Here is a 20866-nt window from a genome sequence, read left to right on the forward strand (position 1 = left end):
CAGACTATCTTTTTTTTGCGACCTGACGATTTCTCTCTTCGGACAGGCCTAGCGGTCGTGTTTTTGTGGACGTTTTAACCGATCTCCCGTTGTAGATCTACGTCCAGCGTATGACTTCGGGATCTGATACAGAGCCTGCTGGGGCCTCACTCTCGTATCGTAACATTCTGGAGCGCGAGATGGAAAACGCGCTCAAGGAGATCAACCGCCCTGCGACAGGCGTGTTCCTCTCCGGACTCTCTGCTGGCCTCAATCTGAGCTTCGGCGCGCTACTGATGGGGATGGCGCTAACGTTCTCCGGCGGTTTCGAGTCGACGCTCGTTCAACAGCTCACTCTCGGTGGCGTCTCCTCGATCGCGTTCTTGTTCGTCGTCATCGGTCAAACGGAACTGTTCACGGCCCATTCGACGATGGCGATTTTGCCGGTACTCGACGGCAGAGCCTCGTTGAAAGAACTCGGACGCGTGTGGGGTGTAACGTACACGTCGAATCTCGTGGGCTGTGCGCTATTCGCTGGCCTCATTACGATCCTCGGGCCAGCGCTCGGAATTCTCGACGCGGACGCGTTCGGCACGTTGGCCTCTGCGCTGCTTCCGTTTCCGTGGTGGGTGATTTTCCTGAGCGGTGTGATCGCCGGCTGGCTAATGGGCCTTGTCACGTGGCTCTCTGCGGCCAGTCGCGACACCGTCAGTCGGGTTCTCTTCGTGCTGATCGTCACGGCCGTAATCGGTTTCGGACCGTTCCACCACAGCATCCTCGGAACGACGGAGGTCCTTTCAGCGATGTTTCTGGGCCAAGGCGTCGCTCTCGGGGAGTTTGGCCACTTTCTTCTCTGGACGACAATCGGCAACATCGTCGGTGGAGGTGTCTTTGTCGGCCTGCTCAACTATGGCCACGTTGCGTTGGCCGGGGAGAAGCAGGACGTCGACTTCGAGGCCGCAGATACGAACGAGTGAGTGGTCACGGAACGAGACACCGTCGCTCGCGCCTTCGCGAACGTGACGCTCTGAACAGGCAGTTGCAAAACGTGTCGGCGTGCCGTCCGATTGACCGCTTCGCGTGAGTGGGTTCTTTCAGTACGTCCTCAAATCGCTCCGTTGACGATATCTGCCACCCGCTGTCGGTCGAACAGCTCCGAATCACTCGTCACTGCGCCGAACACGTCGGGATAGAGCTGCTTCGCCGCCCGTTCGGTCAGGAACAGGTTGTGGATCGGTCCCTGATTGAGGTAGCCACCGCGGTAGACGCGTGCGTTCTTCACGGCGGTTAGTTCACCGCCGACCGGGTGGTCCTGCATATACGCGAGCACCGTCTCGCGGAACTCGGATGCCGACTTCCGTTCGTGTCCGCGAACGAGGATGACGTCCGGACCGACCTCCAGCAGATTCTCGTAGTCGAGTTCGCCGCGATTCGTGGTGCTGAGGTTCTGGATGTCCGTTCCCGCCAGTGCGTCGCTGACTCCGAGGTCGCGCCACTGCTTCTTACTCGTGCCCTTGTCGTTGAGGCGGTACGGCGAGAAGGTCTCGGGTTCGGTGGTCCCCTCGTAGGTGAGAAACACGTTCGGTCGCTCATCGACCGGTGGTAGCTGTCGTTGAATCTCCGCGATGAAGTCGTCGTGGAGTCGCTCGAACGCTTCGTAACGCTCCTGCTCTCCGAACACCTCCGCTACCTTCTCGAAGGCCTCATACAGGGTGTAGTACCGATAGTCGTGCCATCCATCCGACCGGCGGAAGATCAGGTTGCCCAGAAACGGGGCGACGTTGTCGGCGATCTCCTCGACGTCTGACTGCCCCCAGTCGAACCAGTGGACGAGCATGTTCGGATCATACAGGTGGACGTCGTTGTCGAGTTCGTAGAACTGCTCTTTCGTCCGTACCTCGGGATTCGCCTCGATTCGCTCTCGGTCCACGCTTACGCCGGGAAGTTCATCGTAGACGTAGGTGTAGTAGCGGTCGGCACCGCCGATACCCGTTATTCCGTCTCCTTTGCCGAGTGCGACGCCCATATCGGCGTAGCCTCCGTCGTACGCGATCCACCGCTTAGGGACCGACTCGAATGTCACAGTTCCAACTGGCTCCATCGAGACGGTGTAGGACTGATCGTCGGCTGTCGGTTGTGCGGTCTCCTCGGCTGAGGCGTCGGTCTCGGTCGACGCCGTACTCGCTCCCGAACCACCGGTGCAGCCGGCGAGTAGTCCGCCACCGACGACTGCGCCGCCGTATCTTACGTAGTCACGTCGCGTCAGTGCCGCGTTCCGCTTCGGTTTACGGTTCACATTTTTAGGCCTACCTAATACTACAAATGGCTTCCTATTTTTAGGTGTGCCTAAACAGGCTGCACGTGCCCCATCTGTAGCCTCCTGTAGCGGGAGCATCGCGGACTGTTCTGGCGGGGGCTGCACTGTGCTGGGTCGCCTGCTCCCGCGTTCGCATCCGAACTCCGCTCGAACCGTCGCGCTTTTGCCCGCGGATCGGATACCTCATACCGACTGAATGGCCCGATACCACATCGAGACGTACGGTTGCACCTCCAACCGCGGCGAGAGCCGGCAGATCGAGAGCGCGCTCCGCGACGCCGGCCACTACCCCGTCGACGGTCCGGAGGCGGCCGACGTCGCCATTATGAACACCTGCACGGTGGTCGAGAAGACGGAGCGCAATATGCTTCGTCGGGCCAAAGAACTGCAGTCGGAGACGGCTGATCTCATCGTCACGGGCTGTATGGCGCTCGCACAGGGCGAGGAGTTCCGCGAGGAGGGTGTCGACGCACAGATCCTCCACTGGGACGACGTCCCCGCGGCGGTCACGAACGGCGAGTGCCCGACGCCCGGACCGGGGACCGAACCGATTCTCGACGGCGTCGTCGGTATCCTCCCCATCGCTCGGGGCTGCCTGTCGAACTGCTCGTACTGCATCACGAAGTTCGCGACCGGCCGCGTCGACTCCCCGCCCGTCGAGGAGAATGTCGAGAAAGCTCGCGCGCTCGTCCACGCGGGCGCGAAAGAACTCCGGATCACGGGACAGGACACCGGTGTCTACGGCTGGGACACCGGCGAGCGCAAACTCCCCGAACTCCTCGACCGAATTTGTACGGAGATTGAGGGCGACTTCCGCGTCCGCGTGGGGATGGCGAATCCCGGCGGGATCCACGGCATCCGCGAGGAACTGGCCGCGGTGTTCGACCGTCACGACGAGCTGTACAACTTCATCCACCTACCGGTCCAGTCGGGCTCCGATACGGTCCTTGAGGATATGCGCCGACAGCACCGCGTCGAGCAGTTCGTCGAGACCGTCGAGACGTTCGATCGAAAACTGGACTACTGGACGCTCTCGACGGACTTCATCGTCGGCTTCCCGACTGAAACGGACGCGGACCACGCCCAAAGTATGGCGCTGTTCCGCGAGGTGAAGCCAGAAAAGGTGAACGTCACCCGGTTCTCGAAGCGCCCCGGCACCGACGCCGCCGAGATGAAAGGCCTCGGCGGGACGATCAAAAAGGAGCGCTCGAAGGCGATGTCAGAACTGAAGCGGGAGATCGTCGCCGAGGCCTACGAGTCGATGATCGGCGATAGGCATCGGGTAATGGCCGTCCGCGAGGGAACGGGCGACTCGATGAAGTGCCGCGACGAGGCCTACCGACAGATCATCGTCCGCAACGCGGACGAGCAGGAAATCGAACCCGGTGACTTCCTCGATGTCGAGGTCACGAGTCACCAGACGGTCTACGCGTTCGGCGATCCGGTCTGACCGGCGGTTCACTGTTTGTCGTTGTCGACATCGCGAGCGCCACCGCTACTGTCATCGTCAGCGGTGTCGCTATCCTCGCCGCCAGTGCCATCGCTATCTTTGGCGCGGTCACCGTCCGACCGTCGCTCTCTGGGCACGTTGCCTCGCTCTCGCGCGATTGCGGTCCCGATGAGCCGCTTCGCCTCGGCGTTCTCCTTCCACTCGCCGAGTTCCTTCGGGTCGACGTGGACGAACACGTCATCGACCTCCGGCATCTCCCGGATCGACTGGACGACGGCGGACTCGATATTGTGGGCCTCGAACAGCGTCATATCGCCCTCGACCTCGATGTGGAGACTCACGTCGACCTCGGGGCCGACGTAGTGGGCGACGACGTCGTGCGCGCCGCGGACCTGCGGGTGCGCCAAGGCGCGTTCGAGGATCTCGCGGCGGAGTTCCTCCGGCGGGGCCGCGCCGACGAGGTAGTTCACGTTGTCGCGGACGATCTCATAGCCCGTGTAGAAGATGCCGAGCGAGACCACGCCGGCGGCGATCGGGTCCAACACGGGCGCGCCGACGGACGCGCCGACGACGCCGACGAGCGCCGCGCCGGCGGTGAGGATGTCGTTTCGGTTGTCGAGTGCGGCGGCGACGATGGCGGGCGAGTGGCGCTCTTCGCCGACTCGGAGACAGTAGCGGTAGAGGCCGTACTTCGCGCCCGCGGTTCCGAGCAGCACGGCGACGCCAGCCGCACCGGCCTCGACGCCGTAGGTGCCGTTGAGCACCGACATCGTCGCGTTCCACAGCACCGCCGCTCCCGCGGCGAAGACGCCGACGGCGACGAACAGCGAGACGAACGGCTCGATGCGTTCGTGGCCGTGCGGGTGCTCGAAGTCCGGCGGCTGCGTCGTCAGATAGAGTCCGGCGACGACGACGAGGCTGTACACGCTGTCGGCGAGGCTGTTGACGGCCTCCGACCCGATCGCGAGGCTGCCGGTGACGCCCCAGACGCCGCCCTTCGCGAGCACGAGTGCGAGGTTGACCGCGAGGATGACGAGCCCCACGCGGCGGACGGTTCGCCTCCGGTCGTCGCTCATCGTCTGAGCGTATTCGCGGGGGCGCTAAGTCGCTTCGGTCGCCATTCGAACCATTGGGAGACAGACCAGTTGCTAATGACACGGGGACGAGGAGGCCCCCGGAAGCCCCCGCGCTCTCGACTCACTCCGTTCGCTGCGGTGCTTTCGTCGCGCGCCGTCGTCGAGAGCGCGGCCCCTTCCATTCCCGCCCTGTTGTTTCTTGGACAGCAATCGCCTGCCGAAGGTACTCGTTTGTCGTAGAGCCGAGGCTGCGTAGTGGCGAACAGTCGGCACCCGCCGTCAACGACGTGCCCCTCCTCCCGTCGTCGCTATCGTTTCCCCGCGCCGACGTGCCGAACAACCGCTGCCCGGCGCGGGACTGTCGTCAGATCACGGGCCGTCTGGCCCCGTGTTCGTATATAAAGATTCGGCTGAATTGGAATCGGGAGCGGATGCCGGCTCAGTCGTCGAAATCGAGTCTGACGGCGCGCGTCGGGCCGTCGGTCTCGATATCGTGCTCACTCTCGACTTCGTCGGTCGCCGCCGGAAGCGACGCGAAGGCCTCGTGCAGGCGGTCGTAGGTGTCGTCGAGGGCCTCGACGATGACTTTCGTGTCTCCGATCACGGGCATAAAGTTCGTATCGCCGCCCCATCGGGGAACCAGATGCGTGTGGACGTGCGCGTCGATCGACCCGCCCGCGGCGCTGCCGCCGATGTTCTCGCCCGCGTTCACGCCGTCGGGGTTCAGCGCCGCGTCGAGGGCGTCGATCGCGGCGACTTTCAGCCGCGCGTGATCGAGGAGTTCCTCGCTCGGGAGATCGCCCCACTCGCCCGTGTGGCGATATGGGATGATCATCACGTGCCCCGGGTTGTACGGGTAATTGTTCAGGATGACGAACGCGTGCTCGCTGCGTGCGACGATCCGGCTTTCCCTATCCGCATCGCGCTCGGGCAGCACGCAGAACGGGCAGCCGTCGATGTTCTTCTCCTCGGGGTCGCGCTCGACCCACTCGATCCGCCACGGGGCGAAGACCTGCTCCATCGTTCTCTCGCTCACGCTGTCAGGATCTCACAGCCGTCCTCGGTCACGACGACGGTGTGCTCCGCTTGGCTGACGAGCTCGCCGTCGTCTTCCTTTAACACCGGATAGCCGTGGAGAATTCCCTGCTGTTTCAGCCGCTTGACGGCCATTTCCGCGCGTGGGTCGTCGAGCCAGCGGGCCGCGAACGGCAGCGTCTTGTACTCCTCTTTCACCTGTTCGAGGACGTTCCGTGCTGACCGATCTCTGACCGAGCGGTCGCGTTCGAGACTGTAGATCTCCTCTTTCGAGCCCTCGGTCACTTTCCCCCGGCCGGTCGTCGCGAACGGCTCGATGGCGACGACGTCGCCGACTTCGAGTTCGACGCCCCGCTCGGTGCCGCGGTTGGGGATCGTCGGCCCGGTGTGAGCGTCCCACTGCGAAACGCCGTGACCTGAGAGGTTCAGGACGGGCGTGTAGCCGTAGCCGCGGATCACGTCCTCGATCTCAGCGCCGACTGTTCCGCTCTGGACGCCCGGCCCCACCGCGTCGAGCGCGGCGTCGAGCGCCTCTTCTGCGGCTTCGACGAGTTCCGGATTGCCAGAGAGATCGACCGTTACCGCGGCGTCGGCGATGTAGCCATCGACGTGGACGCCGCAGTCCAAACAGACCATCTCCTCGCCGAACTCGGTGTCGTCGTCGCGTCCGGGGGAGGCGTGCGAGGCCTCCTCGTCGACGCTGATGTTCGCGGGGAACGCGCAGCCGTCGGCGAGTTCGCGGATTCGAGACTCGGCGAAATCGGCCACTTCCAACTGCGTGACGCCGGGTTCGACCTTCTCGGCGGCCTCGTCGAGCACCTCTCGGAGCACCGACCCGGCCTCTCGGTACTTCTCCAGCGTTTCGTCGTCGAGGGGTCCGTCGCTCATACCGGTCCCAACGGATGAGCGACCCAAAGAGGTTCCGAAGCAACCGGTCGTCACGCGACCGAGAGCGCTCGCTGTCACGCGGCCGAGAGTAGTCGGTCGCGTGATCGAAAGTGCTCGTCGTGCGAACCGATCGAGATCAGTCGTCGGCGACGAGCGCCGCGAGCAGTTCTTCCAGATACTCGATCTCCTCCTCGAAGATGCCGTGGCCGCGTCCCGTGTAGCGGTCGAAGCGCACGTCGGCGTTCAGGCGCTCGAAGACCTCCACGGTCTCCTCGGCGCGCGACATCGGGATGTGTGGGTCGTCGTCGCTGACGCCGACGAAGAAGGGCATCCCGTCGACATCGCCTTGGTGGTCGAACTCGGTTCCCTCCTCGCCGATCAGCCCACCCGAGAGGAGCACGAGGCCGCCGTAGCGCTTCGGCTCTCGCGCGACGAACTCGCTGGCGAGACACGCGCCCTGCGAGAAGCCGACGAGGAGCACCTTTTCGGTCGGAAGACCGCCGGACTGCGCCTCCTCGACCGCGCGGCCGACGTGCGCGAGTGCCGAGTCGAGATGGGGCTGGTTCTGCTCGATCGGCGCGACGAAGCGGTTGGGATACCACGTGCCGCGCTGTGCCTGTGGTGCGACGTAGTGGACGCCCTCGCGCCCGAACTCGCGAGCGAGCTGGAGCATTCCGTCCGCGCGAGCGCCGCGCCCGTGAACGAGGACGACGGCCGCGTCGGCGTCCTCCGGCGACGCGCCCGCGGTTCTGATCGGCTGGTCGCCGTGCGGGTCAGATCGGCTCATTCGGTCGTCCCTCCGTCGGCAGTCGTCTTGTCAGTTTCATTTTCTCCCGACTCGCTGCTCGCGTTGCCGACGGACCCGCCGCGGTCGACGGTGTCGTCCAGCGACGGCAGCGCCGACTCGATCCGCTCGCGCTCCTCTTCTAGCCACGACGGGAGTTTGAGCTCCGATCCGAGTTCTGCGACCGACTCGTCGACGTCGAATCCGGGGCCGTCGGTCGCGATCTCGAAGAGGATCCCGCCGGGCTCGCGGAAGTAGATCGACCGGAAGTACTGCCGGTCCTTCTGCGGCGTCACGAACTGTCCCGCATCCGAGAGGCGGTCGCGCCATTCCAACTGCTCTTCTTCGTCGCTCGCGCGGAACGCGACGTGGTGAATGGTCCCGACGCCGGGACGACCGCGCGGCGGCCCGCGGTGGAGCACGTCGACGACGGTGGCGTGATCGCCCGCCGCGGCGTATCGCACGCGCTCTGCGCCGTCGTCGCGCTCGGCCTCCGAGCCGACACGCCGGAAGCCGAGCACGTCGAGCACGTTCGCCGTCGCGTCGGGCTCTGCGGAGTGAAGCGTGACCCCGAAGAAGCCGCGGATGCCGTACTCCTCGGGAACGGGGCCGCCGGTCCACGGCTCGATCGGCGAGTCGTCGTCGGTTGCGACGAGTTCGAGCGGCTGTCCGTCGTGGTCCTCGAACGGGAGCACGGCCGCGCCGAAGCGTGTCCGCCGCTCGTGGACTGTCGCGTCCGACTCGCGGAGTCTGTCGGCCCAGTAGTCGAGGCTCCCTTCCGGGACTTCGAAGGCTGTCGCGACCGCCTGTCCGCGCCCGGGTCGCCCCGCTCGCGTGCCCTCGAAGGGGAAGAACGTGAGCGCCGTTCCGGGCGAACCGGTCTCGTCACCGTAGTACAGGTGGTACGTCGTCGTATCGTCGAAGTTGACCGTCTGCTTGACGAGGCGCAGGCCGAGAACCTCGGTGTAGAACCGGCGGTTCTCCTTTGCGTCGTCGGCGACGGCCGAGATGTGGTGGATTCCGTCTGTTCTCATTATTGGCTCCTCTGGTATCTCCTTGATACCTACTAAAGAAGCGAAACCATATGTACCTTCCCGGACCAACGTGTCACCAAGTGACGTCCGTGTCCCCAAACTCTGACGACAAATACGACGAGGAAGCGTGCTCGGTGATCGACTCGCTCGAACAGATCGGCTCGCAGTGGCGACTCATCGTCCTGCACGACCTCCAAGACGGGGAGAAGCGCTTCAACGAACTCAAGCGCTCGACGGACGCCAGCTCGCGGACGCTCTCGCGCGTCCTCGACGACCTCCAAGAGCTCGGGTTCGTCAACCGCCGACTGGAGGAGGACGCCCCGGTGGCGACGTACTACTCGCTGACGCCGAAGGGGCGCTCGCTCTGCCCGGTGTTCGACGAGATCGAGTCGTGGGCCGACGAGTGGCTGCACGCGACGCCGACGGGCGAGGACCCCGCAGCGGTCGCGGCCGACGGTGGGTCGTCGGATTCGGACGCGGAGACCGACGCCGAACCGGCCGAGTAGTTCGCTTCCAGCTACGTCGTCAATTCCGGACTCAGACGCCCTCGACGAGCCGTTCGAGCTGTTCGGGCGGGACGGCACCGCGCGCGGCGTGGTCGTCGTAGACGAACGTGGGAACGCCGGTGATTCTTCGCTGTTGCGCCTCGCGGAACTGTTCGCGTAGCGCCGCACGGCGGTCGTCGTCAGCTAAGGCGTTGCGGACGACGTCAGCGTCGACACCCGCGTTCTCCGCGATGTCGACGAGGACCTCCTCCTCGCCGATGTCGCGCCCGTCGTGCCAGAGCGCCGCGAACACGCCCTCGTCGAAACCGAGCCACGTCTCGTAGTCGTACCGCTCGCGGATCGCCACCGAGACGAGCTGTGCGGGCAGGGAATCGACGTCGGTGGCGAGTTCGACGTCCATCTCGTCGGCTCCGTACTTCTCTCGGAGTTTCTTCACGTTCGCTTTGGCTTGCTCGTAATACGCGTCGTCCTTGCCGTCGTCGGCGCCGTGATCGATCGTGCCGTCCGCGTTTCGCTTCCCCGAGCGGAGGTCGAAGGGCCGCCAGTCGATTTCTAGGTCTTCGTCGCGCTCGGCCTGATACGTCGAGAGCGACTCCCGCCCGAGGTAGCAGAACGGGCAGACGTAATCCGAGTAGATCGTGATTCGGTCGGTCTCCGACTCCGTCGTCTCGTTCGTGGCGTCGGTCATCAGTCGATCCAACGGGTCGCGCACGTAAGAACTCGTTCCGTCTGTGCGCGAGCGCGGCCCATCGTCGAACGCCGAGAGCGATGCACTGCTTCGAGAAGCAGTACACCTACGGTCTCCGAGTGAGAAGCGACGCCCGGTGATGAAAGCGCAGGATTTCCTCGCATCTGATTGGGATTACTGTCTAGTCCTCGATGCGTGCCGATATGATGTGTTCTGCGACGTCTATGACGAGTATCTCGACGGGACCGTCGAAAAGCGACGGAGCGTCGGGTCTTCGACGCCGGAGTGGGCGTACCGGACGTTCACGGACCGCCACGATATCGCGTATTTCTCCGGCAACCCCTTCATCAACGATCTCGGGATCCCGCTGAACGAGCTGAAGTGGGGGGCCAGCTGCGACTACGAGTGGACCGCAAACGAGCACATCGCCGACGTCGTCGACGTCTGGAAACACGGCTGGGACGACGACCTCGGAACCGTGCCTCCCGAAAGCCTCGAAGCGTCGCTCGACGAGCACCCGGAAATCGTCGAACGCAACGAGCGAACGGTTCTCCACTATATGCAGCCGCACGCGCCGTATCTCTCCCGCGGAGCGGGCCAGAAACTCAAGCAGATCCAGAAAGGCATCCGAAAGCAAGAAGAGCGTCAGAAGGCGGCGACCGACGGCAGCGGCCGGATCGCTTCGATCGGCGAGAGCGTCCGTCCGCGTATCGAGAGCGCGCTCGAAGGCAGCGAGCTCGCCCAGAAGGCGGGGCTGTGGCTCGAACTCGACCCCGTCGATCTGGTGCAGAACGGGACGCGCGAGACCGCCTTCGAACTCCACGAGGAGAACCTCCGCATCGCGCTCGAATCGATCGCGGAGTTGGTTCCGACGCTCGACGGAACGGTCGTCGTCACCGCCGATCACGGCGAGGCGTTCGGCGAGGACGGCGTCTGGGAGCACCACATCGAGACGCACATTCCACCGCTCGTCGACGTGCCGTGGCTCGTCGTCGAGTGACCACACGCCGCCGAGTAACGCGCATTGTTCCCGTCCAAAGACCGCTCACGTCGCGGTCGGCCGGACGCAACGTGTAATTCCCCGTTTCGGGCAGTATTTGCGGCAACAACGCCGTCTATCGGACCGATAACGGCAGTAATTTACGCCCGGTGCGGAAAGGGACGGATGTTTATGAGCTACGACCAGATCGAAGTCCCCGATTCCGGGGAGAAGATCACGCTCGCCGACGAGGAAACCGGAGAGTTGAACGTTCCGGACACCCCGATCATCCCGATCATCCACGGCGACGGGATCGGTACCGACGTCGGTCCGGCGGCGCAGAAAGTCCTCGACGCCGCCGCGGAGGCGACGGGCCGGTCTGTCTCGTGGATGCGTATGTACGCCGGCGCGTCCGCCCGCGAGAAGTACGGTGAGAACCTCCCTGACGACACCGTGAACGCGATCCGCGAGCACCGTGTCGCGATCAAGGGCCCGCTCACGACGCCCGTCGGCGCGGGCTACCGCTCGCTGAACGTCGCGCTCCGCCAGAAACTCGACCTCTACGCGAACGTCCGCCCGACCTACCACATCGACGGCGTCCCCTCGCCGGTCAAGAACCCCGAGGAGATGGATATGATCACCTTCCGGGAGAACACCGAGGACGTCTACGCGGGCATCGAGTGGGAGGCCGGCACCGACGAGGTCCAGCAGGTCAAAGAGTTCGTCGAAGACGAGATGGGTCAAGACGACGTGATGCACGACGGCCCTATCGGCATCGGCATCAAGCCCATCACCGAATTCGGCACGAAACGCCTCGTCCGCGAGGCCATCGACTACGCGCTCGAAAACGACCGCGATTCGGTCACGCTCGTCCACAAGGGCAACATTATGAAGTTCACTGAGGGCGCGTTCCGCGACTGGGGCTACGAGGTCGCAGAAGAGGAGTACGACGACTCGGTCATCACCGAGGACGAGCTCTGGGACGACTACGACGGCGAGGCCCCCGACGACGTGCTGGTCGTCAAAGACCGCATCGCCGACAACATGCTCCAGCAGCTGCTCACCCGGACCAGCGAGTACGGCGTCATCGCGACGATGAACCTCAACGGCGACTATATGTCCGACGCCGCCGGCGCGCAGATCGGCGGGCTCGGCATCGCGCCGGGCGCGAACTTCGGTGAGGGCCTCTGTCTGGCCGAACCGGTCCACGGCTCCGCGCCCAAGTACGCCGGCGAGGACAAGGTCAACCCGACCGCGATGATCCTCTCGGGTCGAGAGATGTTCGAGTACATAGGCTGGAAGGACGCCGGACAGCTCATTCGCGACGCCGTCGAGAAGACGATCTCGGAGGGCAACGTCACCTACGACCTCCACCGACAGATCGAGGGCGGCACGAAACTGGCGACGTCGGAGTTCGCCGACGCCGTCGTCGAGAACATCGAAGAGCTGTCCTAGACCGCTTTTCGAGCGCTCCAACAGACTTTTTGAGAATATCGACGAGCACGTCAGATCAACGCGACGTACTCGTTACCGTCCCGTTTTTTCCGTCCGTTAACGGCTCTCGGTGAGGCCGTAGCCGGGATAGCCACACCTAATAATCACTGGGTAATACTACTCGGTATGACCGTCTTTGGAATGCTGCGAGTTACGCCCGTCACGGAGGAGGACGTCACCGAAGAGATCGCGGCTGCCATCGATGCGTTGGAGGAGTACGACGTCTCGTACGAGACGAATCCGATGTCGACGGTCGTGGAGGCCGACGACGTCGACGAACTCCTCGCGGCCGTCGGAGCGGCCCATCGGGCGGTTCCCGGCGATCGCGTGAGCACGTTGCTGCAGATCGACGACTACCGGACCGACGAGCTCGAGGCCTGCGAGAAGGTATCGGCAGTCGAGTCGGCGCTCGGCCGAGAGGCGACGAGCGAACGCGAGTAACTGTCCTTCGATCAGGACTCGGCGATCGTTCGCTCCCAGCCACGCAGCCACTCATCGAGGTTGTCGGCGAGCGCTTCGTAGGAGTACATCTGTGGATTCGGCGGTTCCTTCGCGTGCTCTTCGAAGACCGACGGGACTGACGCGTGATCCGTTACCGGAAACGACACGTTGAGCTCCGCGAGCTTGCCTTGGGCTTCGGGACTCAGCATGAAGTCGAGAAACGCCTCGGCGAGTCGGTCTTGGTCGGACGGCGCGAACGTCCCCATCCCGCTCAGGTTCGTGTAGCCGTTATCGTTCGGGAACGCGACGCGATGTTTTTCGAGGTTCTGATCGCTCCGCTCGGCGTACACCCGATCGTTCGAGTAGGACGTGATGACGTCGACTTCGTCCTCGCTGAACGCCTGATAGACGCTTCCCCACGAGTCCAGCACTGATACGCCGTTCGCGAGTAGCTCTCGCCAGTAGTCGCGATAGCCGTCGGGTCCGAACTCCTTGATCGTCCACAGCAGGAAGTACAGCCCCGTGTTGTCGGACGTGGGGTTTTGAACCAACACGTTGTCCTCGTAGGTATCCGTCGTCAGCGCGCGGAGCGTCGACGGCTCCGAGACGTCGGTCCCGTCGTAGACGAAACTGCAGTAGCCCGTGAACACCGGGAGGAGTCGGTTTCGCTCGTCGAACTGTCTCGACGTGACGTGCTCCCAGTTCGAGAGGGCGTCGAGATCCGGCCGCTCGAAGAGCTCCCCGTCGGTCTGCTGGTCGACCCGAACCAACTCCGGTACTTTCAGTCCCACGTAGGCGTCGGCCTCCAGCGCCGCGTCGGCGTTGAATCGCTGGATGTAGTGATTGATTCCACTCTCCGGGGTCACCCATTCGAGCGTCGCGTTGGGATACCGCCTCTCGAACTCCTCTTTGAGCCACGGCCCCGGACTGCTCGACGGCGCGTCTACGAACGAGCCGTAGGTGGCCACGGTGAGCGTTCCGGACGGCTCGGTCGCTGTCGACGTTGCTGTCCCCGTCGACGCCGCTGACGACGTTTCGCCGGGACTGTCCGATCCGGTGCAGCCGGCGAGACCGAGCGCGCCGCCGACGGCTGTCGCGAGATACGTTCTCCGTTTCATCATTTGGTGGTATTACTAAGTAATCAACCGTCGAAAAATAAAGGTTCTCGTTCGGATTCCCGCAGTCACGTCTCGGGGCGTTGCAGTCACACAGGCGGCAACGGAAGCGACTCCGTCAGCGACACGTCGGACCGGGGCGGATCGAAAGCGAGCAGCCCCAGCGCGGCGAGCGTCCGCAGCGCGTAGAGGTTCTTCGCCGGTTCGAAGCAAGCGTCGGCCTCCGCGGGGTAGATCCCGTACCACCGGAGCGGATAGTTCCCCCGCGATTCGATGGCCGCGTCGGCGGCGGCCTGCGTGCCGAGCCACGCCTCGAAGCCTGTGCCCGTGTGATCTCCCTGCGCTGTGTGAATCGCTTCGGGTCGCGTCTCCAAAGTGCGCCGCACCTGATCGAACGGTGTCCAGTCGCGGTCCGTCCGATCGGCGACGGCCGCCGCGTCGTCTCCCACCTCGGCGACGCGCTTTCGAGCGTACTCCCGCTGGAGGGCCTTTTTGTGCCGATGAGCGAGCGGCACGGACGCCCAGAACTCGACGTACTCTCGATCCCAGAGCGGGAGCCACCAGTCGAAACCGAACCACTCGTAGAGCCGGCAGTCGCCGTTGGTGAACGTCGTCATCCGCGTCGCCCACTCCCACCGTTCGTAGGCCGCTACCGCCTCCGTGGCGTCGCGAACGGTCGTGAGCCCCGCTTCCGCCTTGATGCGGTCGACGAACCGTTCGCGGAAATCGGCGTCACTCCACTCCCAGAGGGAGTAGTGGGTATCGAGGATGTGTTCGACGACGTCCGCTGTCGTCGGCGCGTCCCCGCGCGTTCCCTCTTCGGCGGCCGTCACCCACGCGTCAGGAACGCGCTCGCTCGGCGTGGCGACGGTGTGTCCCGGACAGACCAGCGCATCCTCCGGAACGTCGCCCCGTTCGAGGAGCTCGGCGACGGCCGGCCACTCGGCGAGGAAGGGAAGCGAATCGAGGTTGAACGCGTACTCGTGGTAGCGCCGACGCGCGGGCGAGTGATACCAGTCGTGCCAGCGGTCGGTCGTGTACTCGACCCACTCCCAGTCGATCCCGAGTGCCGAGGCGATGTCTCGGCTGACTTCGACGTCACCGTGTCCGTGCGCGCCGAACGTGAACCCGACGACCTCGACGTCCCGCGCGACGAGTTCGGCCGCGACGAGACGCGAATCCCAGCCCCCGCTGAGCGGCACCAGCACCGGACGCCCGTCGGCGACACGGACGACCCGGTCGAAGACGCGGGCCATCGTCGACGCCAACGAGTCGTGCAGGTCCTCACGGGTCGACGAGTCCGGGTAGGACGATTCGCGGTCGGTCGATTCGCAGTCGGTCGGTTCACGGTCGATTGATTCGCTGTCGGTCGATCCGCGGTCAGCAGCGGTCATCGGCCGATACTCCGCATACTGCGAGCGCTCGAACCCCGCCGTCGACCCGCGAGGAATCGTCACGATCTCGCCGGCTCGAACCGCTTTGACGTCGTCTCTGAGTGTCTCTCCGCACGAGACGTACCGAGTCAGCGCGAACTCGCTCGCCGCCGTCGGGTCGTACGCGTCGGGTCGCTCCGGTTCGAGTTCGAGTGCCACGTCTCCGATCGCGGTCGGCGTCTCGGTCGTGAAGTAGAGCGGGATACTCCGCGCGACGTCACAGACGAGTATATCCGCGTTCGATCCGCGGACGATGGCGGCGAAGAAGCCGGACAGCTGGGCCGCCACGTCCGCCGCGGCTTCGGGAGAGTCGCAGCCGTCGAACGCCTCGGCGGGGTCGACGGCGCGGTCGTCGGCGTCGAACGCCAGTCCCCGGGCCGTGGCGTTCCCGACCCGCGTCCACGCGTCCGAGGCGAGACGGACTTCGGCCATACCACGGATGACTACCGACTCGACGAACAAAGCTTCGGTCGATCGGCGAGCGGGAGGGTGACGACGGTGAGGGTCGCGGATCGAGTTCCGAGCCGAACGTTCAAATCGGATCCCGAACAACGGGACGGTATGTACGCCGTCGTCGGCTGCACCGACTGCGAAAACCTGTGGCTCCTGAAGGACGCCCGCGCCGCGGAGACCGCGACCTGTCCGCGTTGCGGGCGGACGCACCAGACGAAGAAGCTCCGGCGCTTCGTCGAGGAGGAGAGCCGAGATGCCGCTCGACAGGCCCGCTCGGCGCTGCTCGCGAAGCAGGGCGGCAACAGCGAGGCGTTCGCGGAGACGGCCCACGTCGCGGAGCTGGAGCGCGAGATCGACGAACGGGGGGCCGCCGTCGACGACGACGAGTACCTGACGGGGTCAGGCCTCGACGCCGACGCGGTCGAAGCCGCGGGCGAGCGGGCCGAGGCGGGAACGAGCACCGGGTCGGGAAGTCAGATCGACGTCGTCCGCGGCGCGCTGCGGGAACTTGACGCGCCGACCGAGGACGAGGTCACCGAGTACGCGGCCGAACGCGGCGTCTCGGCCGAAAAGGCGCGGGATCTCCTCACCAAACTCGCTCGGCGCGGCGAGGTGACCGAATCCGGCGGCGTCTACCGCCCGCTTTGATCGACAATGTCAGCCACTACTCGCTCCGGAATCGTCGGCTGGATCGTCCGCATCTTCGTCGCCGTCTGCTTCGTCGGGGGCGCGGTCGCGGCCGTCTCGGGACGACTCGTCGTCGCGGGCGTCGCCTTCCTCGTCGGGCACACGTTCCTCGCGGGCGCGGCGGTCGTGGAGGGGCAGCGACGCCGCGGTCTCGGTCTCTCACTGTCGGGCGTCGGGTGGGTCGCGCTCGCGGTGGGTTTGGGCGCGAGCGGCACCGAGAGCGGTGCGGGCCTCCCGACGACGGCGCTGCTCATCACCGGGTTCGCGCTCGTGACGGTCGGGACGCTCTTGGTCCTCGTCGCGTTCGGGGCCGATGCGAGCGGACCGGAGCCGCCACTCGAACAGTAAGCTCTCGCCGTTCAGCGACCGAGCTCGGCGTGCGCGCTGGAGAGGTGCCGCGAGGCGAGCGCCGACAGTAGCGACAGCTCTCCCGCCAGCGTGCCGACGGCGATGTATTCCGCCAGCGCGTCGGCGTTCGAGCCGGCGGGGTCGCCGCCGCCGCGGACGCCCAGCACGTCGAGGCCCTCGGCTTGGGTGGGGAGCTTCGTCCCGCCGCCGACGGTGCCGACTTCGAGCGACGCCAGCGACACCGAGAGATAGAGGTCGCCGCCGGACGACGTCCGGCGAGCCTCCGAGTCGGGCGACTCGGAGACGCCGTCGCGCGCCTCCGCCGTGGTGATCGCGTTCGCGCCTTCGACGACCTGCGCCTCGTCCTGCCCGGTCGCGAGGAACATCGCGGCGACGACGTTGGCGACGTGGGCGTTGAACCCGAGACTGCCCGCCTTCGCCGACCCGACGAGGTTCTTTCTGGTGTTCAACTCCGCGATCGCCTCCGGCGTCGTGTGCAGGCGCTCTTCGACGATCTCGCGGGGAATCGTCACGTCCGCGGTGACCGAGCGACCGCGACCCTCGACGGCGTTGATCGCGGCGGGCTTTTTATCTGTACAGAGGTTCCCCGACAGCGCGACGAGGTCCGCGCCGGTCTCGCTCTCGACGACGTCGCAGGCAGCCTCGGTGGCAATGGTGGCCATATTCATCCCCATCGCGTCCTTCGTGTCGTAGCGGAATCTGAGATAGACGGAGTTGCCGACGACGTACGGCGTCACATCTAAGAGTTCGCCGTGGCTCGTCGTCGACTCCGCCGCCTCGATCAGTTCGGCGACGTTGTCGCGGACCCACGAGACCAGCGCCTCCGCCTCGACGACGTCGGCGACGCGGAACACCGGCGCGCGAGTCATCCCCGACTTGAGCACGCGAGCGTTCGCGCCACCCGCCGACGAGAGGACCGAGCAACCGCGGTTGACGCTCGCGAGCAGCGCGCCCTCGGTCGTCGCCAGCGGGAGGTACGTCGTCCCGGACGCGGCTCCGCCGTTCACGTCGACCGGACCGGCGACGCCGACCGGGACTTGGACCGTCCCGAGCATGTTCTCGATGTTCGATTCCGCGCGCTCGGCCGGGAAGCCGTAGTCGCCGACGGCGTCGAGCGTCGCGCCGGTCTCGCGCTCGACGAACAGCCGACGGGCCTCGGCGGCGGTGTCGGCGTCGGCGTGGTCGTCCAGTTCGTGAAGCCGGAGGTCGCCCTCGCGGACGCGTGCGGCGAGGTCGGCGGCGTCTGTCATACCGGCCCATTCCGCGGGGTGACCCTAACGGTTTCCGGTTTCTGCGACTGACGTGAGCCCCGCCCCGTTCGCACCGACGGGGGCCACACCGCGCACCGAAGGGAAACCTACTCCTTTCCCGGCGGGGAGCATCGACTATGACCGCGCCGTTCTTCCAGCGACTCGGCGACCGGATCGAACGGGTCGACAGCGTCGTCTCCGTCGGTCTCGACGCCGATCGCTCGCGACTCCCCGAGCACCTGCTAGACAAAGATCTCCCGCAGTGGGCGTTCAACCGCCGAATAATCGACGCGACCCACGAGCACGCCGCCTGCTACAAGCCGAACGCGGCGTTCTACGAGGACGCCGAGGGCTGGCGGGCGCTTCGAGAGACGATCGCTTACGCCGAGGGCAAGGACGTCCCCGTCCTCCTCGACGCCAAGCGCGCCGACATCGGCAACACGACGCGACAGTACGCGAAACTGCTCGACGACGTCGACGCGATCACCGTGAACCCGTATATGGGCCGGGACTCCCTGCAGCCGTTTCTGGATCGCGAAGACAAGGGCGTCTTCGTCCTCTGTCGGACCTCGAATCCCGGCGGCGCGGACCTGCAGGACTTGGAGCTGGAAAGCGGTGAACCCCTCTACGAGCGCGTCGCCGCGCTCGCGGACCTGTGGAACGAACACGGGAACGTCGGTCTCGTCGTCGGCGCGACCGCGCCCGAGGAGTTGGAATCGATCCGCGAACAGGTCCCGGACCTCCCGTTCTTGGTTCCGGGCATCGGCGCGCAGGGCGGTGATGCTGAGGCCGCTGTCGAGTACGGCCTCACCGATGGCATCGGCCTCGTCAACTCCTCGCGCGGGATCATCTTCGCCGGCGAGGACCAAGGAGAGGCGTTCGCGAAGGCCGCTGGGGACGCCGCGCGTCGGCTCAAGCGGCAGTTGAACCAGTACCGTGACTAACGCCGGAGCGACGCCGCGGCGTCGGTTCCCGCGCCGGGGCTACCGGAACTGCGGAACGTCGCTCTCGCCTTCGACAAAGATGTCGTCGGCACCGTCAGATCCCGCGCAGTTGACGCACACGCCTTGGTCCGTCTCGAAGTGGAGCGAGCAGACGGCCGCGCCGCAGCGGTGGCAGGCGTACTCGGCCTCCCGACGCTCACAGATCTGGCAGAGCCCCGTGACGCTCATACGAGAACTCACGCGGCGCGTTCACTTTAGTCACGGGGGCGAGGTGCGTAGTCACGGTGGCGACGTACGGCCTCCGAGCCCGCGAACGGGCAAACCTCTTTGCTGCGGCGTCCGCAGAGACGGCTATGAGCATCACGCTGTACGCGCTCGACGGCTGTCCGTACTGCATTGCGGTCCACGACGCGCTGCAGGAACACGATATCGACTACGAGACCGTCTGGGTCGACGGCCTGCACTCCGAGCGCGACGAGGTCAAGCGCGTCAGCGGCCAGCGCGCCGTCCCCGTTCTCGTCGACGACGCGCGCGGCGTCACGATGAACGAGAGCGAGAACATCCTGACGTACGTCGAACGCACGCTCGCCGGCCAATGAAGATCTACACCGGCCGCGGCGACGAGGGGATGACCGACCTGCGCGATATGTCGCGCGTCTCGAAGACGAGTCCGCGGATCGAGGCGTACGGTTCCGTCGACGAGGCGAACACGCTCGTCGGCACCGCTCGCCCGACCGGATACGACGATGTCGACGAGACGCTCGAACGGATTCAGAACCACCTGCACATCGTGCAGGCGGACTTCGCGAACCCCGATCCCGACGAGGGCGATCCGGTCGTCACCGCCGATCACGTCGAGGAGTTAGAGGACGCCATCGACGAGGCCGACGAGGAGCTCGATCCGCTGACATCGTTTATTCTCCCCGGCGGAAGCGAGGCGGGCGCGACGCTGCACCACGCCCGCGCGGTCGTCCGTCGGGCGGAGCGGCGGGCGGTCGATTTCGCGGCCGACGAGCCCGCGAACGCGGAGGCGATTCGATATCTCAATCGGCTTTCGGACGCCCTGTTCGTACTCGGACGACTCGTCAACGCCCGCGACGGCGTCCCCGAGGAGTCGCCGTCGTACTGAGCGTTCTCGGTTGTCCCAGTGTCGCGGTCGTCGACGCCCTGAAAAAGAACGCTTAAGTCCGGCCACGCGGAACGTTCAGTGCACGGGTCGGTGGTCTAGTCCGGTTATGACGGCTCCTTCACACGGAGCAGGTCGGCGGTTCGAATCCGCCCCGACCCATGTTTCTGCGGCGCACCGCGAGGAACGGAAGTCTCGACGTCGACGCGAGGCTCTCGAAGCGAACTTAGGGCAGTACGCGATCACAGATGGCGGCCAACGGATCGATCACGGTGATTGACAACGGTCGCTGAGCAGTTATTCATTGCCTGCTAACTCAGTCAGTTATCGATTGCAACCTCCGCAATAACTGGAGCGTGGTCGCTCCTGTACGTTCCCTTGCTTCGCATCCCGTTGGGTGAGCCCTTATGACCGTTTCAGATCTCACACTTATTCGCCGTGAAGTGGTCGGAAACGAGGATGTGATCTAATCGCTTCTTCGACGGGTTACCGTTGTGAACGATGTGTGTATACTCCTCTGTACTCGCCTCGTATGTCTCAGTAGGAGACGCCAGATACGTATCTCGCATATCCCACTCTCCGACGTCTTGGTCGAAGAGTTGCTTCTCTGCTTTCCGCCACCGCTGTCCGAACGTGTGCTCTACGGTCTCGTCCGTCTCTTCTTGGAAGTAATACGGGTGGCCATAGGGGATAGTTCGTGTACGCTGATCCACCGTGTGGAACGATTTGGCCATCATATGTCTCTTTCAACGGTGCGTTGAAGTCACCTCCCAGAATTACGGGGTGATCCATCTTTTTGCTCTGAAGGTAGATCCGGA

23 protein-coding genes and 1 tRNA gene are annotated in these 20866 nt (G+C 65.1%); 12 read left to right on the forward strand and 12 right to left on the reverse strand.

All coding sequences use genetic code 11. The annotated features are described in order from the left end of the window. Window positions 1-110 precede the first annotated feature (110 nt). Complete coding sequence (locus tag U5919_RS12140) at window positions 111-956, forward strand: formate/nitrite transporter family protein (RefSeq protein WP_336024649.1); 846 nt, start codon at window positions 111-113, stop codon at window positions 954-956. A gap of 128 nt (window positions 957-1084) precedes the next feature. Here the strand turns inward: U5919_RS12140 and U5919_RS12145 are convergent, their stop codons facing one another. Further along, entirely contained in the window at window positions 1085-2275 is a 1191-nt protein-coding gene (locus U5919_RS12145; RefSeq protein WP_336024651.1) for an ABC transporter substrate-binding protein, read from the reverse strand. A gap of 217 nt (window positions 2276-2492) precedes the next feature. Here U5919_RS12145 and U5919_RS12150 point away from each other — a divergent pair, with 217 nt between their 5' ends. Continuing rightward, window positions 2493-3746 carry a tRNA (N(6)-L-threonylcarbamoyladenosine(37)-C(2))-methylthiotransferase gene (locus U5919_RS12150; RefSeq protein WP_336024653.1) on the forward strand — a complete coding sequence of 418 codons (1254 nt, stop codon included), beginning with the start codon at window positions 2493-2495 and terminating at the stop codon, window positions 3744-3746. An 8-nt stretch (window positions 3747-3754) separates the two neighbouring features. Here the strand turns inward: U5919_RS12150 and U5919_RS12155 are convergent, their stop codons facing one another. The 5 genes from U5919_RS12155 to U5919_RS12175 all read right to left on the reverse strand — a co-directional run bounded on the left by U5919_RS12155 (window position 3755) and on the right by U5919_RS12175 (window position 8563). Continuing rightward, the gene (locus tag U5919_RS12155; RefSeq protein ID WP_336024655.1) at window positions 3755-4822 is read right to left on the reverse strand and encodes a cation diffusion facilitator family transporter; all 1068 of its coding nucleotides are present in this window, start codon (window positions 4820-4822) and stop codon (window positions 3755-3757) included. Window positions 4823-5261: 439 nt separating this feature from the next. Then, window positions 5262-5843, reverse strand: a complete 582-nt coding sequence (locus tag U5919_RS12160; RefSeq protein WP_336025586.1) for an HIT family protein — start codon at window positions 5841-5843, stop codon at window positions 5262-5264. Between the two features lie 11 nt (window positions 5844-5854). Next, on the reverse strand, window positions 5855-6745 hold the full coding sequence (gene map, locus U5919_RS12165) for a type II methionyl aminopeptidase (protein WP_336024657.1): 891 nt from the start codon (window positions 6743-6745) through the stop codon (window positions 5855-5857). A gap of 136 nt (window positions 6746-6881) precedes the next feature. Then, window positions 6882-7532 (reverse strand): alpha/beta hydrolase, encoded by a 651-nt coding sequence (locus tag U5919_RS12170; RefSeq protein WP_336024659.1) that lies wholly within the window; start codon window positions 7530-7532, stop codon window positions 6882-6884. Further along, window positions 7529-8563 carry a ring-cleaving dioxygenase gene (locus U5919_RS12175; RefSeq protein WP_336024661.1) on the reverse strand — a complete coding sequence of 345 codons (1035 nt, stop codon included), beginning with the start codon at window positions 8561-8563 and terminating at the stop codon, window positions 7529-7531. The genes U5919_RS12170 and U5919_RS12175 overlap by 4 nt, the downstream gene beginning before the upstream one ends. Window positions 8564-8613: 50 nt before the next feature. Between U5919_RS12175 and U5919_RS12180 the strand changes: the two genes are divergently transcribed. Further along, complete coding sequence (locus tag U5919_RS12180) at window positions 8614-9069, forward strand: winged helix-turn-helix transcriptional regulator (protein WP_336024662.1); 456 nt, start codon at window positions 8614-8616, stop codon at window positions 9067-9069. A 31-nt stretch (window positions 9070-9100) separates the two neighbouring features. On the opposite strand, the gene U5919_RS12185 is transcribed toward U5919_RS12180, so the two are convergent. Further along, window positions 9101-9757, reverse strand: a complete 657-nt coding sequence (locus U5919_RS12185; protein WP_336024663.1) for a DsbA family oxidoreductase — start codon at window positions 9755-9757, stop codon at window positions 9101-9103. Window positions 9758-9896: 139 nt separating this feature from the next. On the opposite strand from U5919_RS12185, the gene U5919_RS12190 reads away from it, so the two are divergent. The 3 genes from U5919_RS12190 to U5919_RS12200 all read left to right on the forward strand — a co-directional run bounded on the left by U5919_RS12190 (window position 9897) and on the right by U5919_RS12200 (window position 12671). Beyond that, complete coding sequence (locus U5919_RS12190) at window positions 9897-10757, forward strand: hypothetical protein (protein ID WP_336024664.1); 861 nt, start codon at window positions 9897-9899, stop codon at window positions 10755-10757. Between the two features lie 171 nt (window positions 10758-10928). After that, complete coding sequence (icd, locus tag U5919_RS12195; protein ID WP_336024666.1) at window positions 10929-12191, forward strand: isocitrate dehydrogenase (NADP(+)); 1263 nt, start codon at window positions 10929-10931, stop codon at window positions 12189-12191. 165 nt (window positions 12192-12356) lie between these two features. Further along, entirely contained in the window at window positions 12357-12671 is a 315-nt protein-coding gene (locus tag U5919_RS12200; RefSeq protein WP_336024667.1) for a thiamine-binding protein, read from the forward strand. Between the two features lie 11 nt (window positions 12672-12682). On the opposite strand, the gene U5919_RS12205 is transcribed toward U5919_RS12200, so the two are convergent. After that, complete coding sequence (locus tag U5919_RS12205) at window positions 12683-13792, reverse strand: thiamine ABC transporter substrate-binding protein (protein ID WP_336024668.1); 1110 nt, start codon at window positions 13790-13792, stop codon at window positions 12683-12685. Between the two features lie 83 nt (window positions 13793-13875). After that, the gene (locus tag U5919_RS12210) at window positions 13876-15651 is read right to left on the reverse strand and encodes an asparagine synthetase B family protein (RefSeq protein ID WP_336024669.1); all 1776 of its coding nucleotides are present in this window, start codon (window positions 15649-15651) and stop codon (window positions 13876-13878) included. Between the two features lie 129 nt (window positions 15652-15780). Between U5919_RS12210 and U5919_RS12215 the strand changes: the two genes are divergently transcribed. Then, complete coding sequence (locus U5919_RS12215; protein ID WP_336024671.1) at window positions 15781-16320, forward strand: DUF5817 domain-containing protein; 540 nt, start codon at window positions 15781-15783, stop codon at window positions 16318-16320. Window positions 16321-16326: 6 nt separating this feature from the next. Further along, a complete protein-coding gene (locus tag U5919_RS12220; RefSeq protein ID WP_336024673.1) occupies window positions 16327-16707 on the forward strand; it encodes a hypothetical protein in 381 nt (126 codons plus the stop codon). Window positions 16708-16718: 11 nt separating this feature from the next. On the opposite strand, the gene hmgA is transcribed toward U5919_RS12220, so the two are convergent. Then, window positions 16719-17978 (reverse strand): hydroxymethylglutaryl-CoA reductase (NADPH), encoded by a 1260-nt coding sequence (gene hmgA / locus U5919_RS12225; protein ID WP_336024674.1) that lies wholly within the window; start codon window positions 17976-17978, stop codon window positions 16719-16721. A gap of 137 nt (window positions 17979-18115) precedes the next feature. On the opposite strand from hmgA, the gene pyrF reads away from it, so the two are divergent. Next, window positions 18116-18922 (forward strand): orotidine-5'-phosphate decarboxylase, encoded by an 807-nt coding sequence (gene pyrF, locus U5919_RS12230; protein ID WP_336024675.1) that lies wholly within the window; start codon window positions 18116-18118, stop codon window positions 18920-18922. A gap of 39 nt (window positions 18923-18961) precedes the next feature. On the opposite strand, the gene U5919_RS12235 is transcribed toward pyrF, so the two are convergent. After that, entirely contained in the window at window positions 18962-19150 is a 189-nt protein-coding gene (locus tag U5919_RS12235; RefSeq protein WP_336024677.1) for a zinc finger HIT domain-containing protein, read from the reverse strand. Between the two features lie 125 nt (window positions 19151-19275). Between U5919_RS12235 and U5919_RS12240 the strand changes: the two genes are divergently transcribed. The 3 genes from U5919_RS12240 (at window position 19276) to U5919_RS12250 (ending at window position 20210) form a co-directional block, all read left to right on the forward strand. Beyond that, window positions 19276-19521: a glutaredoxin family protein gene (locus U5919_RS12240; RefSeq protein ID WP_336024678.1), complete on the forward strand. Its 246-nt coding sequence runs from the start codon at window positions 19276-19278 to the stop codon at window positions 19519-19521. Then, a complete protein-coding gene (locus tag U5919_RS12245; protein WP_336024679.1) occupies window positions 19518-20051 on the forward strand; it encodes a cob(I)yrinic acid a,c-diamide adenosyltransferase in 534 nt (177 codons plus the stop codon). Before U5919_RS12240 ends, U5919_RS12245 begins: the two co-directional genes overlap by 4 nt. A gap of 84 nt (window positions 20052-20135) precedes the next feature. After that, a tRNA-Val gene (locus U5919_RS12250) sits at window positions 20136-20210 on the forward strand. A 254-nt stretch (window positions 20211-20464) separates the two neighbouring features. Here U5919_RS12250 and U5919_RS12255 read toward each other — a convergent pair. Beyond that, complete coding sequence (locus tag U5919_RS12255; RefSeq protein WP_336024680.1) at window positions 20465-20761, reverse strand: hypothetical protein; 297 nt, start codon at window positions 20759-20761, stop codon at window positions 20465-20467. Window positions 20762-20866 lie beyond the last annotated feature (105 nt).

It is taken from the genome of Halobellus sp. LT62, assembly GCF_037031285.1.
In the GTDB taxonomy this organism is placed as follows: domain Archaea; phylum Halobacteriota; class Halobacteria; order Halobacteriales; family Haloferacaceae; genus Haloquadratum; species Haloquadratum salinisoli.